Raw genomic sequence first — 15,928 nt, 5'->3', positions numbered from 1 at the left:
CGTGTAGGCCGGGTAAGCGTAGCGCCACCCGGCAAATAAATACCGGCTCCAGGGCCGGTATTTTTATCTTTGAGGTATTAAATGCGATTTTTCATCGTCATTACGATGGCATTATTACTGAGCGGCTGCGGGAGTATTATCAGCCGGACCATCCCGGGGCAGGGACACGGCAATCAATACTATCCGGGCGTGCAGTGGGACGTTCGCGACTCCGCGTGGCGTTACCTGACGGTGCTGGATCTGCCATTCTCGCTGGTTTTTGATACCCTGCTGCTGCCCATCGACGCTCAGCATGGGCCCTATGAGTAACTAACGCTCATCCCACTCATCCGCTGCGGTTTGGCCCTCTTCGGTATCCAGCGGCGGCTCAAGCTGGAATTCACCCTCATCCCATTCATGCAGGGTGTTCTCTTCCAGCCACTCCTGACGGAGCTCAATTTCGTCATAATCGCCATCAAACACTGCCTGAGCCGCTTCACCGCTCAGCACCGGCAGACATTCGCCGTCTTCGCCGTCATCGGCAAAAAATTCGGCCTGCCACATAATGTCCCCATCCTGCATGACATATTTCTGGATATTGAGTTGCTCAATATTCGCGTCATCTTCCTCAATGCCGGGATTATCAGCGAGGAACTCCTCGCGCGCGGCATCAATCGCTTCCTGCAGGGTACTATAAAATACATAATCTTCATGTGACATGGTAATGTGCCTCGCAAAGGGTTAATTGGCGTTACCAAAACTTATAGGTCTCATAATGAAAAGTGTCAAAGCGTTCATTTACAGTCGTGTATCGACGATGCAACAACAGCACGGATTCGGGATTGACAGGCAGATTTCTACTGTTAAAGACTACCTCAGTTTTGCGACCCTAGATCAGCGTTTGGGTTATCAACTCGATCCAGAAAATTATGAAATCCTAGATTCAGACATTGGGAAGTCTGCATTCAAGGGGGCAAACTGGGCTGCTAAAAGTTCGCTCGGAAAGTTCTACAAAGCTGTAGTAGACAGAAAAATAACTAGTGGTGTACTAGTCTGTGAGAACGTTGATCGCCTAGTACGCCTTAGCAATTACGAGGCTTACAACAAGTTAAGTACTCTTATTATGAATGGGATAGACATTCTAGAAGTAGAGTCCGGTAGCTGTTTCAGTAACAAGATTCCAGAATCCAGTACAGTACTCAATATGTCTATTAGTCGTGCGTACAATGAGTCTTTGCGGAAATCCAATTTCAGTAAGAAGTCGTGGAAAAAGCGAAAAGCAGCCGCCGAAGAACATGGTACTGCATTAAATAACAATACTCCTGACTGGCTTTCACTGACTGAAGATAAGCAGGGTTATATAATTAATACTGTAAATGTCGAAAAAATAACAAACATTTTCAAAATGTATGTTAACGGTATGGGTGTTACTGAAATCGTAAAAACTCTGAACGCTAATGGTGACAGATACAACGACAGGGGTTGGAACCTCGTCACTGTTTACAATAAATTACGCGACAGACGGTTAAATGGCTATTTGGTCGGTAAATATAAAACCGTGTCTCAGAGAGATGATGAAACGGATGAGGAAGCTGAAAAAAGACTTCTGAAAAATCGTAAGGCAAGACATGAGGCAAACCTGAATGCTATTAGGATCTATCCAATCGTAATAGGGGATGAACTTTTTTCAAAAGTTGAATCACTTATGGATAAAAACATTCAGGCCAGAAAACCTAGAAGTACTACAACTAAACAGCGTAATTTGTTTAACGGCATTAGCAGGTGTCTTGTATGTGGTAGTCCCATGAACGTTCAGAGTATGTCAAACGGTAGCCAGTATTTTAGATGCTATAGACAGCGTACAAAGGACGAGCACTGTGATTCTAAACTGATACGTTATGGAGATAGTGAACGTTTCCTGCTGAACCATATTAAAGGTTTAGATCTTAATGTTATCTATGGACAAGATACAGAACAGTCATCAGTTGAATCGCTCAAAAGTCAGTTATCAGATATCAGTTCTAAAATTGATGCGTTAAATGTGCAAATGCAGAGTGCATCTGACGAGGAAGAGCTGTTCCTTTTGATGGGATTCAAGCGTAAACGCATTACAGAACGCGAAACGATCACTGAAAAAATCTACAAAATAGAGAACGAAAGCCATATTGTGAAGATGAATTATGATTACGATATGAAAGCTATTAGTGATCAGGATAATACAGTGCTCAGACGCAAAACAAACATGCACTTTTCCAATGTTATCAGTTCAATTAAATGTGGCCGTTTCGATCTGTCAGATGGGACTATTTACATTTACGACATTAGTTATCACAAGGACGTGCTAAAACATGTATTAATTACTGATAATAGATGCAATCTGAAAAGCATGATTACCATATGGAATAATTGTGTTTTAGATGTAGGTTACATGAAAATTGACATAATGAATCATCGTGTTGACATGATTAGACAGCCTACCGTAACGGAAGTTGAAATGACCAAAGTATTCTTAGAGTATCTGAATACAGGGTTTGAAATCGCTTTTGAACTAATTGATAACGAGACAATTAAAGTACTGGACACTTTAAGCAGTAAGGTAGAAGGACTTCAAAGTACGTTTGCTGATGGTGATAACATTGATCAAGTACTGAAGGATGCAGAGGCTGTTATAAGTACTCTTAATCCTATGATTGCCACCTGTAGAAATGAACTGATTATTCAACGCTTCAAGTTGTTATGCGAAACAGTACAGGTCATTGAACAAGGTAATAAGGCACTCCTAGAACTAGACTTCTAAAATTTTTCAGTACTAGAACATACAGAGAACCCGTCTAAGCGGGTTTTCTTGTTTCTGGGTTCGTTTCAGCGTCATTTCTGAGTAATTTGATAAATAAACATGTAAGAACAGAAAAATAACGCCCTTTTTTGGGATGGTTTTCCATGATGCGTTACAATCAGTATATCAAGACAAGTTCGACTCCTTTTCGATTGTGATTATGTAAGCCCCTTGCAATTAGGGGCGTTTCTTCACGTCGATTTTGAGTCCAAATGATTACAGGATAAATCCAATGACCGATAAAAAAACAGTACCAGTAATGGTAAGGCTCACCCCTGCACAAATTGCAGAATTAGAACGTATTAGCAGTACTAAGAACTTAAAACCGGGTAATGCAGCGGCAATACAGTACTTAATAAATCAGAGCACAGTTCTGAATTCGTAGTACTGAAATAAAAAAGCCTGAACAACATGAAGTAATTCAGGCTCTGCATATAACTGTACTGTAATTTTTATGAGAAATGGCGGTACTCCCAACTACCGGAAAGGAATTCCGGTTCAACAATGCAAGGATGCATAAAATGAGTAAGAAAAAAGTATATGGTATTGGCATCAATGATGTGCTTGGGTTTTCAAAAACACGTGAAGGAAAAAATTGGTGTCAAGTAATGAGGCGGGGATATTGCCCAAAACTCAAAATGAGGCGACCCACATATGCAAATGTGACAGTCCATCCCGACTGGTTGATAGCTTCGAATTTCAAAAATTCGAAAATTCACGATCACTATATACCGGGTTATTGCTTGGACAAGGATATTCTAGTTCCTGGCAATAAACAGTATTCAGAAACTGCTTGTAGGTATGTACCGCAATACGTCAATAACGTGTTGCTAGATCGTGGTAAATATCGCGGAATACTGCCGCTTGGAGTCAGTATGCACGGTAAAGGTTTTCAGGCCCATTGCAGTCAAATGCAAATAAACGGTAAACCGAAATCAGTAGCTTTTGGGACATTCAAAACACCTGAACTGGCACACCGTGAATGGCAAACAGCAAAAATAGTAGCAATTGAAAAAGTAATAGCGAGGTATAAAACTGAACCAATGCCGTTACGTGAAATCATTGCAGCACTGAAATTGCGTATTCGGAAACTGAAAAATGATATTCGTAATAAATGCATAACAGTAAAACTGTAAACATAAAGTACTGGCGACTCTAGTACTTTCAAAAGGGCATACATTGGAGTGTATGCCCTTCTATATTAAGTAAAATAAATTCATAAGGATATTTATCATGGCAAAAAGAGAAACAATTTACGATAACGCACGTATCCAATCGGCACTCGTCGGAAAATCATATGCATCATTATCACCAGAAGCCCGTAAAGCACTAACAGATACTATTCAGGGTTGTGAATTCCTAGGCAAGTACAAAGTGGCTGAAGACGATGTATTCTACATTGTTCGTGAATGTTTCGAGATTAGTAAGGAACTCACGGAACATCATTTGAACATGAATCGTATAAAAAATAAAGAAAAGACGATTCATGGTGAATCATCAATTGAAAAATACAAAAGAGTGACAACACTCGTTGCTATATCGTTTGAGAAATTATTGGATGAGGGTATCGATCTGTGTGGGTTTGCTAAGTACAGGCCTGGTAAAGTAATGACCGAAGAACAAGAGCAACATTATTCACAGATGTCTGATGACCTGCTCCCCGTTGATTAGTACACCCCGATGTTAGTAATGTCTTCATAAGCCACATGAGGACATCCCCATGAAGAAGCGTTTTTCCGACGAACAGATCATCAGTATTCTCCGCGAGGCTGAAGCCGGGGTATCTGCCCGTGAACTCTGCCGCAAGCACGCTATTTCCGATGCCACGTTTTACACATGGCGTAAGAAGTATGGCGGTATGGAAGTGCCTGAGGTTAAGCGCCTTAAGTCGCTTGAAGAAGAGAACGCCCGACTCAAGAAGCTGCTCGCCGAAGCCATGCTGGATAAGGAGGCGCTTCAGGTGGCTCTTGGGCGAAAGTACTGACGACAGACCAGAAGCGGGAAGCCGTGGAGTTGATGTGTGGTGCGACCGGTCTGTCGCAACGTCGTGCCTGCAGGCTGACAGGTTTGTCCCTGTCGACCTGCCGCTATGAAGCGCAGCGTCCGGCGTCGGATGCGCATTTATCAGGGCGCATCACTGAACTGGCGCTTGAACGCAGGCGTTTTGGTTACCGGCGCATCTGGCAGTTACTGCGTCGGGAGGGCGTTCACGTCAATCACAAGCGGGTATACCGCATTTACCACCTTAACGGCCTGAGCGTAAAACGCAGACGACGTCGTAAAGGGCTGGCGACCGAGCGGTTTCCCCTTCTGCGCCCAGATGCGCCGAACCTGACCTGGTCGATGGATTTCGTCATGGACGCACTGGCCACCGGTCGCAGGATCAAGTGTCTGACCTGCGTGGATGATTTCACGAAAGAGTGCCTGACGATTACCGCCGCTTTCGGGATTTCAGGCGTGCAGGTCACGCGTATTCTGGACAGCATTGCACTGTTTCGCGGCTATCCGGCGAGGATAAGAACCGATCAGGGGCCGGAATTTACCTGCCGCGCATTGGATCAATGGGCCTTTGAGCATGGCGTGGAGCTGCGACTTATCCAGCCGGGCAAGCCGACCCAGAATGGATTTATTGAGAGTTTTAACGGACGCTTTCGCGATGAATGCCTGAATGAGCACTGGTTCAGCGATATTGTTCACGCCAGGAAAATCATTAATAACTGGCGACAAGATTATAACGAGTGCCGTCCTCATTCATCGCTGAATTACCAGACTCCAGCTGAATTTGCAGCTGGCTGGCGAAACGGGAAATATGAAGAAAAACCAACCGACATTACTAACTGAAGGTTGTATCTAATCCTGGGGGCAGGTCACTGAGAATAAATTTACAGTACAGGAGCGTATTGCATACCTACGAACATTACTCAAATAATAACCGTAACTATAACCGTATTAGAAAATGGGGAAATACGGTTATTATTGTACGGGAGTGAATGCTTAATCAATATTTGGTGGCAAAATTGCATAACAATGCTAAATGCAGTGGTATTATGCATTTTAACGAATAACCGTAACTCAATATAATATTACCATTACTGTACTCGCTTCGCTCAGACAGATAACAGTACTGACAATGCGAGTTTAATACGAGCGGGGGCAACCGAACGAAGCAAAGCGAGTTGAGGGCGTCAGAACTCAAGAGGCGTAGTGAGCGGAGCGAACGCAAGATCTACTAAATAACTCATTAAAAAAACCAGCTCACAGGAAACGAGCAGGCGAGTTTTCGAAGAGCAGGCCGAACGAACTGAAGCGACAGCGAAGTGAGTTTGTGCCTCAATACATAGTGTAATGACTAATGAAATAGTCCAATAGCTCGCGTGCTCGCTATTGAACTACGCATGCGGTTTATCGGTTTTATCGCCGTCTGCGACGACTCTAAAACGCTCAAACCTTTGCTTTTTTCATGAGTTGTAAAACTAATAGTAAAGAAGAGCAGGGAATACGAATACGGAGCAAAGCGAAGTATGAGGATTCGCAGGCCGAACGAACTGAAGCGACAGCGAAGTGAGTTTGTGCCTTAATATATATTAGTGAACAACGAGTTTTCATTAAAATCGCATTATCTGTATGTAAATATGAATTTTAGGCACAATATTTAGGTAGAGTGGTAGGGAAAGCAGTAGCTAAAGATAGTGGTGACCTGCTCCCCGTTGATTAGGCTTTGTACGAAAAGTATTGCCGCATGCAACGTAGGCTGCAGGCCAAGGTGACCATGGCTGCAAAGCTCTTGGCCAGCTTGTCATAGCGAGTGCCGATCCTGCGATTTTCTTTCAGCCAGCCAAACATCCGCTCAATGATGTTCCGTTGCCGGTATTTGGGCCGGTCAAACAGTCGGGGCAAGCCAGGTCGAGGTTTGCGCGGCATAGCGCGCAATGGGATTACCGGCTGCATTCGGTAACGGTCGCAGTACTGGCGCAGGTGCTCGGCATCGTATCCCTTGTCAGCCAGCAACCACCGGCTACGTTTACGCGGTCGTCCTGGCTTGCCAGCAATTCTTACAGCATCCAGCAGCGGCTGAGCGTGGGAGACATCACTGGCTTGTCCTGGTGAAAGCCTGAAATGCAATGGCACGCCATTGGCATCGCACACCATGTGAATCTTGGTGGTCAGACCGCCTCGACTGCGCCCCAAGGCATGGTCTAACGGTTCTTCAGGCCCCCCTTTTTCCCGGCGCCTGAAGAGGCTCGGGTTGCTCGTACTGCGGTGGAGTCGATCATCCAGGTGTCCAAGTCGATCAGTCCTTCCCGGTTCAGCCGAATATGCAGACGCTCCAGTACTCGCTCGAATGTGCCGTCGTCGCGCCAGTCACGAAAACGCTGATACACCGTTGACCAAGGCCCAAAGCGTTCAGGCAGGTCGCGCCAGGGAGCGCCCGAGCACAGGATCCACAGAATTCCGTGGAGAACCTGACGATCATTGTTGCGAGGACGGCCCATTTTCTGTTCTGGAGAAACCAAATCCTTGATCAGCTCCCATGACGCATCAGAAAGTTCGTAACGCCTTGCCATACGGGCCTCCAACCGGTCATGGCGGCAATTTTAGCCACAACGACTTTTCGTACAAAACCTAGTACACCCCGATGTTAGTAATGTCTTCATAAGCCACATGAGGACATCCCCATGAAGAAGCGTTTTTCCGATGAACAGATCATCAGTATTCTCCGCGAAGCCGAAGCTGGGGTACCCGCCCGTGAACTCTGCCGCAAGCATGCCATTTCCGATGCCACGTTTTACATCTGGCGTAAGAAGTATGGCGGTATGGAGGTGCCTGAAGTTAAGCGCCTGAAGTCGCTTGAGGAAGAGAACGCCAGACTCAAGAAGCTGCTTGCCGAAGCCATGCTGGATAAAGAGGCGCTTCAGGTGGCTCTTGGGCGAAAGTACTGACGACAGACCAGAAGCGGGAAGCCGTGATGTTGATGTGTGATGCGACCGGTCTGTCGCAACGTCGTGCCTGCAGGCTTACAGGTTTATCCCCTGTCGACCTGCCGCTATGAGGCTCACCGTCCGGCTGCTGATGCGCATTTATCAGGGCGCATCACTGAGCTGGCACTGGAGCGCAGGCGTTTTGGCTACCGTCGTATTTGGCAGTTGCTGCGCCGTGAAGGGCTTCATGTTAATCATAAGCGCGTGTACCGGCTTTATCACCTCAGTGGCCTGGGCGTAAAAACGCAGAAGACGTCGTAAAGGGCTGGCAACAGAACGTCTGCCGCTGCTCCGTCCGGCGGCGCCCAATCTGACCTGGTCGATGGATTTCGTCATGGACGCACTTTCCACCGGTCGCAGGATCAAGTGTCTTACCTGCGTCGATGATTTCACAAAGGAATGCCTGACGGTCACTGTTGCCTTTGGGATTTCAGGCGTTCAGGTCACGCGTATTCTGGACAGCATTGCACTGTTTCGAGGCTATCCGGCGACGATAAGAACTGACCAGGGGCCGGAGTTCACTTGCCGTGCACTGGATCAATGGGCCTTTGAGCATGGTGTTGAGTTGCGCTTAATCCAGCCGGGCAAGCCAACGCAGAACGGATTTATTGAGAGCTTTAACGGACGATTTCGCGATGAATGTTTGAATGAGCACTGGTTCAGCGATATCGTTCATGCCAGGAAAATTATTAATGACTGGCGGCAGGATTATAACGAATGCCGCCCGCACTCCACGCTGAATTATCAGACACCGTCTGAATTTGCAGCGGGCTGGAGAAAGGGTCATTCTGAGAATGAAGATTCCGACGTTACTAACTGAGTGTTGTATCTAATCGTGGGGGCAGGTCAAGTTGGTATAATCTTTCCTGCTTTCTTTTCTGAACTTATCAGACATCTGTAGAGGAGTTTCATTATAAAGGCCTAAAGATAATGGTGCGGATTTCAATTTGGAAGTATGCTTGTATTCTAAAAAATCCATGACAGCATCTTTTCGCAGTATAATTTCACGTGCTTGAGTTTCGAACATCAACGAAGCAGTTATCTCACGCAATTTATGTATTTCTTTAACATCATTAACTAAATAGGGTTGGCAATCAAAAGGATCATTGAACGTAATAGGATCAGCTAGGTAAACAGTATCGTTGATCAGTGAGTCCAGGCTGTTAATACTGAACGCTCTATATTTGTACAGGATGGCAGGTATGGGTTTGTTCATACGTTACACCGCTAGTTATTGTTTGTTCGGAGATTCTACATTACCACACAGTACTGGTACATGTTTGACATCAATCTAGTCGTTACGATGTTTGTTAAGTCATGGTAAGCTGTGAATCCCTGCCAGTACTGAACCGTTTGGGGTTTGTTGATTAGGGTTCGGTACTGGTAGGGATGCTACCAGTACTGAGTACTACCAAAATAAGTAGAAGTTATTAGCGGAGCTTCCAGGTTTCAATCAGATGCTCAGCGGTCAACAGTTTAAGAATTAATTCTTCTGATGATTTATTATTACTAAATGATGAAATGTATCTACTGATTTCGGTAAGATTAACACCGTGACTTTGGTAATTCAATTCCATATATTGAGCACCGTTCGTGACTTCAATTTTGTCAAAGAATTCTTTAGCTTCACTTGAAATGGTATGACCATATTTCTCTTCAAAAGAAACAGCAGATGGATTATTGAATGTTTCAACCGCGTGTATGAAATTAGCATCCAGATATAGACGTGCTGCAACAGCAGAAGCATCAAAGCTATTAAAAATTTTGGTATCAAGAAAACTGACAATCTGTTGCAGATTAGAATTTGATGGCGGCATTTCAACGCCATCTTTCCACAAATCCCGAATGAGTTCACTAACAGCATTCTTCTGATCTGTAAAACTCAACTTATTTTGCTCTAAGATGGCTGTGAATTTCATTAGCACCATGCGGTTGAAAGCCTCATTGTTAAAAAGGTGGTCTAAGTAATTACCTGGCACACCTTGTTTTGAGCTGAGACTTCTCACGACATCGATAAACTCATTCCTTTTGTTATCGTTATTAATCCAGGTTGGACGATAAAGTTCATTCGTTTCATCTATGGTTCTTTTTGCTCGTGCAACTACTGCATGATACCTGCGTGTTTTTGCTTTGTTGTAACCTCCAAAAATTACGTAACCTAACCATGCTAAAAGTAGTAAGCCGATGATTTCCATATTTAACCCGCTATATAATATATGTTTCTTGATTTGAATTTGAATAATTAGAATTGCAAGTACTGCACCCTGTCAGCCACAACATTATGTCATTTGATTTAAGCTCTCGTAATTGACTGTTTACCCCTACCAAACATAAGGGTATAGAAACAGTTATAAACGATTCCTGTACGTGTTGTATACGCCGCTCTGCATCTAGTCACTTTCTCCCACAAAACCGCCCCAAGCGAAGCCTGAACACCACCACTTTAGAGGTAAACGTAATTTATCGGTATCCCTGTACTACCAAAGTTGGTAGGAGAAATGTCTTAAATATTGAGCGTCCCAGGCTATTAATACGGTAATTATTTAAGGTTTGACCGATCGATAAAGTGATGCACCTTTTTGCAACGGATAAGCAACCTCTAGGGGCTGGAGAATTTTAATGACTAAAATGATTGGGTTAGGTTTATTATTTGCTTCTATCATAGCTTTCGCCGTCGACGAAGCCCTGAAAGAAGATGTTGAGAAGGCACTGATCTTGACCCGCCATCTCCGGACAGCTTTTGTATCTTAAGTTAACGATGTCCGCTGCCGCCGATATTCCCTCGGGGAGTGATATCCCAGCGCGCTGTGCGGGTGGTTTTCATTGTAATGTGTGAACGCTGCTGCAAGGTTTCGCAGGGCTGTTCTCACATCTGGTTTTGCCATGAACGCGATATAGTCTTCCTTCATCGTCTTCACGAACCGTTCGGCCATGCCATTGCTCTGCGGGCTGCTCACCGCTGTTGTACACGGCTCCAGATTCAGCTCTCTGGCGAACCTCCGCGTTTTCATGCGCGGTATATGCTGAACCGTTATCCGTCAGCCATTGAACCGGTGTGGTCGGCAGCCCGTCGCCGAAGCGCTTTTCCACCGACCTCAGCATCACATCCTGCACCGTCGAACTGTCGTAGCCTCCTGTGCTCGCTGCCCAGTCTATGGCTTCTCTGTCGCAGCAGTCCAGCGCGAACGTGACCCGCAGCTTCTCACCGTTGTCGCAGCCGAACTCGAAGCCATCTGAACACCAGCGCATATCGCTTTCTGCCACCGCGATTTTGCCCTTATGTTCACGCTTCGACCGCTCTGGTTTGTCATGCAGTAACAGCAGATTATGCTCGCTCATAAGCCGGTAAAGCCGTTTGGCGTTCACGGGGGCAGTCCCTCTGTACGACGTTGCGTACGCAGGATGCCCCACACACGGCGATAGCCGTAACTGGGCATATCGCTGATGATATCGAGGATCTCTGACAGTATTTCAGCGTCTGCTTCGTCATCACGCCGGTTACAGCGCCTGTCCTGCCAGTCGGCAGAACGGTTAATTCGCAGTGACAGCTGCGCACGCGACACGCCCATGGTGCGGCTGACCAGGGCTATTCCCCGTCCTTTGGCAACAAGGGCGCGTGCGCTATCCATTTTCGCGACTGAGCGTACTCCACGGCTTCTTTCAGGATCTCAACTTCCATCGTCTTCTTGCCCAGCAGGCGCTGAAGCTCCCGGACCTGCTTCAGAGCAGCAGTAAGCTCAGAAGCTGGAACAACTTCTTCTCCGGCCGCAACGGCGGTGAGGCTGCCTTCCTGATATTGCTTCTTCCACTTAAACAGCAGGCTGGGCTGGATGCCATGCAGGCGGGCGACATGGGAGACATTCATGCCCGGCTCCATCGTCTGCTGGATAATGGCGATCTTCTCCTGAGGAGTTTTACGTTTACGGACTTCTTGTCCTAACAGGATCCCGGTCATCTCAAAATTGGCGTTAGTGTTAGACATATATTCAAGCCTATCTCTTATCTGGAGATACAGCTACTGTCTGGTGTTTCAGGGGGCTACATCAGGTTCAGGAACTACTAGCAGTCATCGATACAGAACCACTAATCAAATTAGATATGCAGTACGATGAACATAGTGAAGTACTGCACATCTTTTTTAGCCATCCAGAACCCGATCAACAGAACTTCATGCAGGGCCTGGTATTACTCTATTGCGCTGATTACCACTGGCACTGTTAGAACGGCAGTTCACCCTGGTCACAGAACCAATCATCATCGTCATGCATCAGATGCATACGGTGTACTGAGTCCAGATAGGTAAGGCCGTCTAGCACTCGTGGTAGAGGTTCAGGGTAGAGCAGTACAAAGCAATCAGGTTGAATCTGACCTAACCAGTACTGCCTATGCTCGTTCTGAAAGAAGACTTTATCACCCATCCTGAACTCATCTAGAGCTGAACCCCAATAGCACACAGTAGCCCACTGCCCATGATGTACGAACCGCTGTATACCACTGGTGATTGAAGCATCGTAGCCATCTTTGTTCCCCATCCCTATACCCTCCATTTATACTGTATGTTTGTACAGTATTGCAGACAGTAAGAATAAGATCCAGACTGGCCGGAGTTTAAACAATAACACCGGGAAGTGTATGAAAATCGTACAAAGTATCGCAGGCGATACACTGGTATTTGAATCATTGTCTGCTGATGAAAGTATCAAACTGACCCACAACGCTTTAGAACTAATTTCGAAGTTTGAACAAGGTTCGGAAGAACCAACCGCTAAAGAACTGGGCAGGGCTTGTTGCCTATTACTGACTGTCGCAGAAGACTTCATGAATGTTCAGTACTGGCAAACTGTAGAAGAGCTATATTCTGGTGTTAACCATACGTTCTATAAAGAAGAAGTTATTGCAATCCGTGATTACTATTTAGAATACCTCATAGAACAGCCTGTATCACTTCATAAACAACGCTAAAATTATTCACGCACGGACGCGTTTAATTCAGTACAGACGCATACAGAGAGATACAGAAGCATTAAAAGGTACTCCCAGACGGGCGAAGCCTCGCGTAGTTTCGGCAGCGAGTTCTTTTTTGCGTATGTGCGATTTTTGATCAACGAACCACACCACAAAATATGCAGTACTGAATCCGTTCGTCATTTAGATGTTCAGTAATGGCAAGTGATCCACATCCTAATAGTGATCCTTATAATACTGAAAAAGATGTGGATCACTTGTTATCACCAGATGCAGTACTGAACCCTGATAAATATAAGAACAACAGTCAGGGAAATATTATGTCCACCTCAATTTCAATCAGAAAGTTAGGCCGTGATTACGGCTATGAACACAGTACTGTACTGGCATGGCAGAAACGCGGGATGCCTACAGACACAGAAGAGAATGCACGTGCATGGATCGTAGACAACATTTTAACGCCGCTACGTGATGGTGATGTACGAGACAAGATTGACCAGGCACGACTACGCAAAATGCAGGCAGAGGCAGATTTAGCCGAAGCAGAAGTAAAGTTAAAACTAGATCAACTAATCGAAGCCGATGAAGTTCATAGAGAACTTACCCAGTACTTTAAGACGTTGCGTGATTATATCCGCTCACTACCGAACAAAATTCAACACGAAGTATTCGAACAAGATTCAGTACTGAAAGTTAAGCGAGTATTACAGGCCAGAATTGACGAAATGCTCAATGAAATTGGCGATATGAAATTCGAAGTACCAGAAGAGGACGAACAAGGCAAGGATGCCGATAATGAACAAGACAATAGCAGTACTGAAAAATGCAGTACCAATAATCAAACCTCCACAGAAGTTAAAGCCCAGTGAATGGGCTGAGACTCATTTAGTACTCCCTGATGGTGCAGCAGCCGGACAGAAGTTAAAGCTATATTCATTTCAGAAAGAGATGCTAGATATTATTGAGTCTGACCAGTACCGCAAAGTTGTTTATAAAACTAGTGCCCAGATTGCAAAGACTACACTACTGAACTCAGCACTGTTCTATTGGATGGGTACTGATAGTTCTAATATTGGCATTGCCCAGAGTTCATTGTCAGAATTAAAACAGTGGAAGTCAGCGAAGATTGACAAGACCATAGAGCAAATACCAATACTTCAAGAATTAGTAACAGACAAGAACGACAAGACGAAAGCAAATAACCAACAGCAGACAGAACTAAAAGACGGTTCTTTCTTGTATTTCATGACTCTCGGATCTGCTAAAGCACTACGCGGTAAAACCCTCAAGCGAATCATACTTGATGAAGTATCTGCAATCGATCAGCACTCAGAAGAGGGGAACCCGATCCGCTTATCAGAGCAGAGGGCTACTGACTTCGGACAGGAAGCCAAAATCCTCATTTCAAGTACTCCTACATTTTCAGGCGATGCAATAGATGTTGAATATCAGAACTCAGACCAACGAGAATACTTTGTTAAGTGCATACACTGCCAGCATGAACACACGTTGAAATGGGAAAACGTAAAATTCGATTGGAAGAAGAACGGCAAGCGAGATATTCCAGATTCCAGTACTGCAAAATTACACTGCCCAGAATGCAATAATGAAATAACAGAATCACAGCGTATTAAGATGGTAGCTGGTGGACGTTGGATAGCACAAAACCCATCTGTAACTGATACAGCAGGTTTCTATATTAGCCGCCTGTACAGTCCTAACAGTACTATTCAGGCTATTGCAAAAGAGTTTGAACTAGCATGGTTCGAATACAACTACCAGTCATTTTACAATACAGTACTCGGACTTCATTATTCAGACCTACAAGAAGAAATTGACGATCTAGCATTAGAGAACTTACGTGATGACTCATTCGATTTAATGAATATACCGGATTCAGTACTGGGAATTGTCGTAGGTTGTGACCAACAGTTAGACCGACTTGAAGCAACTGTATTAGGTTTTAACGAAACAGAACTATTCGTACTCGGTCATCGTTACTTCTATAGCCCTAACTGTGAAATCAAAGGGGCAAAAGCCTATACAGACCTTGCGACATTCTGTAATCAACGTTTCAAAACAGTATCCGGGCGTGATTTGCCAGTACTGAAAGTAGCTGTTGACGGTGGTAACGGTAGGGCAATGCAGACGGTACACAGTTTCTGTCAGCAGTATAAGAAGTTCGAAATGATTAAAGGCAGCTCGAATACCAAAGGTGACTTGTTCAAACGCAGTACCTCAGAAGGCCGTCAGTTCTACATGCTGAACGTACACGAGGGTAAGAACTGGGTACGTAGCCTACTTAACAACGCAGTAGCAGATAAAACGGATGCACCGTTAACCATACATTTTGCACACGATTTGCCTGATGACTATTTCGAACAGGTCACAGCAGAGAACCTAGAACGTTCGGGTAGTGGTGTTCGATGGAAGCAGATCACAGGCCGTCGTAATGAGGCACTTGATACGCTGTTCTACAGCCTCTGCATGATGAAACTGGCTCTGAGTAAACTAGGCGGTCAACCGTTCAAGAAACTGCGTGAATATCGCAGTAGCAAACGTACCGAAACTACCAGTACTGAACAATCACAACCCGTCAAACAACCTTCCGAACAAAACAATAAATACACTAAACCAACTGCTAAAAGTATTGGTAAATCATGGTTCGGCTAAGGATAAATAAACATGAAAGAAACAGTATATATCGGTCAAGTACTTCACGAAGTACTACAACCTAATACAAAATTAAAAATCGGGAATAGTACTGATACGTTATTCACACACAACACACAGAACGATACTGAAACGGTAACTATCGACACCACAAATTGGAATCCGGGTTATTACTCAGTCGTATATAACAATAATGGTGAATTAACTATCAGTACTGTCACCGTCATTGACCCGATGGCACAGACATCACGATTAACAGAACTGCAATCACAACTTGATGACCTTAATAAAATCATCAGTGCAAGAATTACAGGTGATACCAGTACTCTGACTATAAACAACAAGACTCTCGTAAAAGAAGATCTTAATACTTTGACCAGTCTGAGAAATGGTATTACTAAACAGGTCAATGACCTCAAGAAAAAACTAAACAAAACAAGCAGCAATACGTTCTTTAAAAGTACTATTCATTGCCGCTAATAACAGGAGATCACAC

14 protein-coding genes and 2 pseudogenes are annotated in these 15,928 nt (G+C 44.8%); 11 read left to right on the top strand and 5 right to left on the bottom strand.

From position 1 onward, the window contains the following. The first annotated feature begins 81 nt into the window (after positions 1-81). Entirely contained in the window at positions 82-309 is a 228-nt protein-coding gene (locus LRS40_RS21830; RefSeq protein ID WP_114387444.1) for a YceK/YidQ family lipoprotein, read from the top strand. On the opposite strand, the gene LRS40_RS21825 is transcribed toward LRS40_RS21830, so the two are convergent. Beyond that, positions 310-699, bottom strand: a complete 390-nt coding sequence (locus LRS40_RS21825; protein ID WP_231312669.1) for a MysB family protein — start codon at positions 697-699, stop codon at positions 310-312. A gap of 55 nt (positions 700-754) precedes the next feature. Here LRS40_RS21825 and LRS40_RS21820 point away from each other — a divergent pair, with 55 nt between their 5' ends. From LRS40_RS21820 to LRS40_RS21805, 4 genes are all read left to right on the top strand, one after another. Continuing rightward, complete coding sequence (locus tag LRS40_RS21820; RefSeq protein WP_231312668.1) at positions 755-2,776, top strand: recombinase family protein; 2,022 nt, start codon at positions 755-757, stop codon at positions 2,774-2,776. 560 nt (positions 2,777-3,336) lie between these two features. Beyond that, positions 3,337-3,951 (top strand): hypothetical protein, encoded by a 615-nt coding sequence (locus LRS40_RS21815; RefSeq protein ID WP_231312667.1) that lies wholly within the window; start codon positions 3,337-3,339, stop codon positions 3,949-3,951. A 97-nt stretch (positions 3,952-4,048) separates the two neighbouring features. Beyond that, positions 4,049-4,486, top strand: a complete 438-nt coding sequence (locus LRS40_RS21810) for a hypothetical protein (RefSeq protein WP_231312666.1) — start codon at positions 4,049-4,051, stop codon at positions 4,484-4,486. Between the two features lie 49 nt (positions 4,487-4,535). Next, positions 4,536-5,656, top strand: a protein-coding gene (locus tag LRS40_RS21805; RefSeq protein ID WP_231312665.1) for an IS3 family transposase whose coding sequence is annotated in 2 segments (ribosomal slippage) — positions 4,536-4,794 and positions 4,794-5,656 — 1,122 coding nt in all. Because the reading frame shifts where the segments join, the coding sequence is not laid out codon by codon here. An 870-nt stretch (positions 5,657-6,526) separates the two neighbouring features. On the opposite strand, the gene LRS40_RS21800 is transcribed toward LRS40_RS21805, so the two are convergent. Further along, positions 6,527-7,380, bottom strand: a protein-coding gene (locus tag LRS40_RS21800) for an IS5 family transposase (RefSeq protein ID WP_104456750.1) whose coding sequence is annotated in 2 segments (ribosomal slippage) — positions 6,527-7,024 and positions 7,027-7,380 — 852 coding nt in all. Because the reading frame shifts where the segments join, the coding sequence is not laid out codon by codon here. A gap of 111 nt (positions 7,381-7,491) precedes the next feature. On the opposite strand from LRS40_RS21800, the pseudogene LRS40_RS21795 reads away from it, so the two are divergent. Beyond that, positions 7,492-8,614 (top strand): annotated as a pseudogene (locus tag LRS40_RS21795) (IS3-like element ISSen4 family transposase). Between the two features lie 9 nt (positions 8,615-8,623). On the opposite strand, the gene LRS40_RS21790 reads toward LRS40_RS21795, so the two are convergent. Next, a complete protein-coding gene (locus LRS40_RS21790) occupies positions 8,624-9,010 on the bottom strand; it encodes a hypothetical protein (protein ID WP_231312664.1) in 387 nt (128 codons plus the stop codon). Positions 9,011-9,224: 214 nt separating this feature from the next. Next, positions 9,225-9,989, bottom strand: coding sequence for a hypothetical protein (locus LRS40_RS21785; protein WP_231312663.1), 765 nt, complete (start codon positions 9,987-9,989; stop codon positions 9,225-9,227). 424 nt (positions 9,990-10,413) lie between these two features. Between LRS40_RS21785 and LRS40_RS24710 the strand changes: the two genes are divergently transcribed. Next, positions 10,414-10,545: a hypothetical protein gene (locus tag LRS40_RS24710; protein ID WP_255673275.1), complete on the top strand. Its 132-nt coding sequence runs from the start codon at positions 10,414-10,416 to the stop codon at positions 10,543-10,545. On the opposite strand, the pseudogene LRS40_RS21780 reads toward LRS40_RS24710, so the two are convergent. Continuing rightward, positions 10,542-11,749: pseudogene (locus LRS40_RS21780) on the bottom strand (IS3 family transposase). The gene LRS40_RS24710 and the pseudogene LRS40_RS21780 overlap by 4 nt on opposite strands. Before the next feature lie 677 nt (positions 11,750-12,426). Here LRS40_RS21780 and LRS40_RS21775 point away from each other — a divergent pair. From LRS40_RS21775 to LRS40_RS21760, 4 genes are all read left to right on the top strand, one after another. Beyond that, entirely contained in the window at positions 12,427-12,756 is a 330-nt protein-coding gene (locus LRS40_RS21775; protein ID WP_231312662.1) for a hypothetical protein, read from the top strand. 200 nt (positions 12,757-12,956) lie between these two features. Then, positions 12,957-13,628 carry a hypothetical protein gene (locus LRS40_RS21770; protein WP_231312661.1) on the top strand — a complete coding sequence of 224 codons (672 nt, stop codon included), beginning with the start codon at positions 12,957-12,959 and terminating at the stop codon, positions 13,626-13,628. Next, a complete protein-coding gene (locus LRS40_RS21765; protein ID WP_231312660.1) occupies positions 13,555-15,432 on the top strand; it encodes a terminase gpA endonuclease subunit in 1,878 nt (625 codons plus the stop codon). The genes LRS40_RS21770 and LRS40_RS21765 overlap by 74 nt, the downstream gene beginning before the upstream one ends. Positions 15,433-15,444: 12 nt before the next feature. Next, positions 15,445-15,912 carry a hypothetical protein gene (locus LRS40_RS21760; protein ID WP_231312659.1) on the top strand — a complete coding sequence of 156 codons (468 nt, stop codon included), beginning with the start codon at positions 15,445-15,447 and terminating at the stop codon, positions 15,910-15,912. The last annotated feature ends 16 nt before the right edge of the window (positions 15,913-15,928 follow it).

Origin of the sequence: Leclercia sp. G3L, assembly GCF_021117075.1 — a bacterium.
GTDB lineage: Bacteria > Pseudomonadota > Gammaproteobacteria > Enterobacterales > Enterobacteriaceae > Enterobacter > Enterobacter adecarboxylatus_C.
This window is presented reverse-complemented; position numbering and strand designations above follow the sequence as displayed.

Coding starts and splice junctions, on each gene's coding strand:
- LRS40_RS21830 (WP_114387444.1), top strand. CDS start 82: ATGCGATTTTTCATCGTCATTACGATGGCATTATTACTGAGCGGCTGC.
- LRS40_RS21825 (WP_231312669.1), bottom strand. CDS start 699: ATGTCACATGAAGATTATGTATTTTATAGTACCCTGCAGGAAGCGATT.
- LRS40_RS21820 (WP_231312668.1), top strand. CDS start 755: ATGAAAAGTGTCAAAGCGTTCATTTACAGTCGTGTATCGACGATGCAA.
- LRS40_RS21815 (WP_231312667.1), top strand. CDS start 3,337: ATGAGTAAGAAAAAAGTATATGGTATTGGCATCAATGATGTGCTTGGG.
- LRS40_RS21810 (WP_231312666.1), top strand. CDS start 4,049: ATGGCAAAAAGAGAAACAATTTACGATAACGCACGTATCCAATCGGCA.
- LRS40_RS21790 (WP_231312664.1), bottom strand. CDS start 9,010: ATGAACAAACCCATACCTGCCATCCTGTACAAATATAGAGCGTTCAGT.
- LRS40_RS21785 (WP_231312663.1), bottom strand. CDS start 9,989: ATGGAAATCATCGGCTTACTACTTTTAGCATGGTTAGGTTACGTAATT.
- LRS40_RS24710 (WP_255673275.1), top strand. CDS start 10,414: ATGACTAAAATGATTGGGTTAGGTTTATTATTTGCTTCTATCATAGCT.
- LRS40_RS21775 (WP_231312662.1), top strand. CDS start 12,427: ATGAAAATCGTACAAAGTATCGCAGGCGATACACTGGTATTTGAATCA.
- LRS40_RS21770 (WP_231312661.1), top strand. CDS start 12,957: ATGGCAAGTGATCCACATCCTAATAGTGATCCTTATAATACTGAAAAA.
- LRS40_RS21765 (WP_231312660.1), top strand. CDS start 13,555: ATGAACAAGACAATAGCAGTACTGAAAAATGCAGTACCAATAATCAAA.
- LRS40_RS21760 (WP_231312659.1), top strand. CDS start 15,445: ATGAAAGAAACAGTATATATCGGTCAAGTACTTCACGAAGTACTACAA.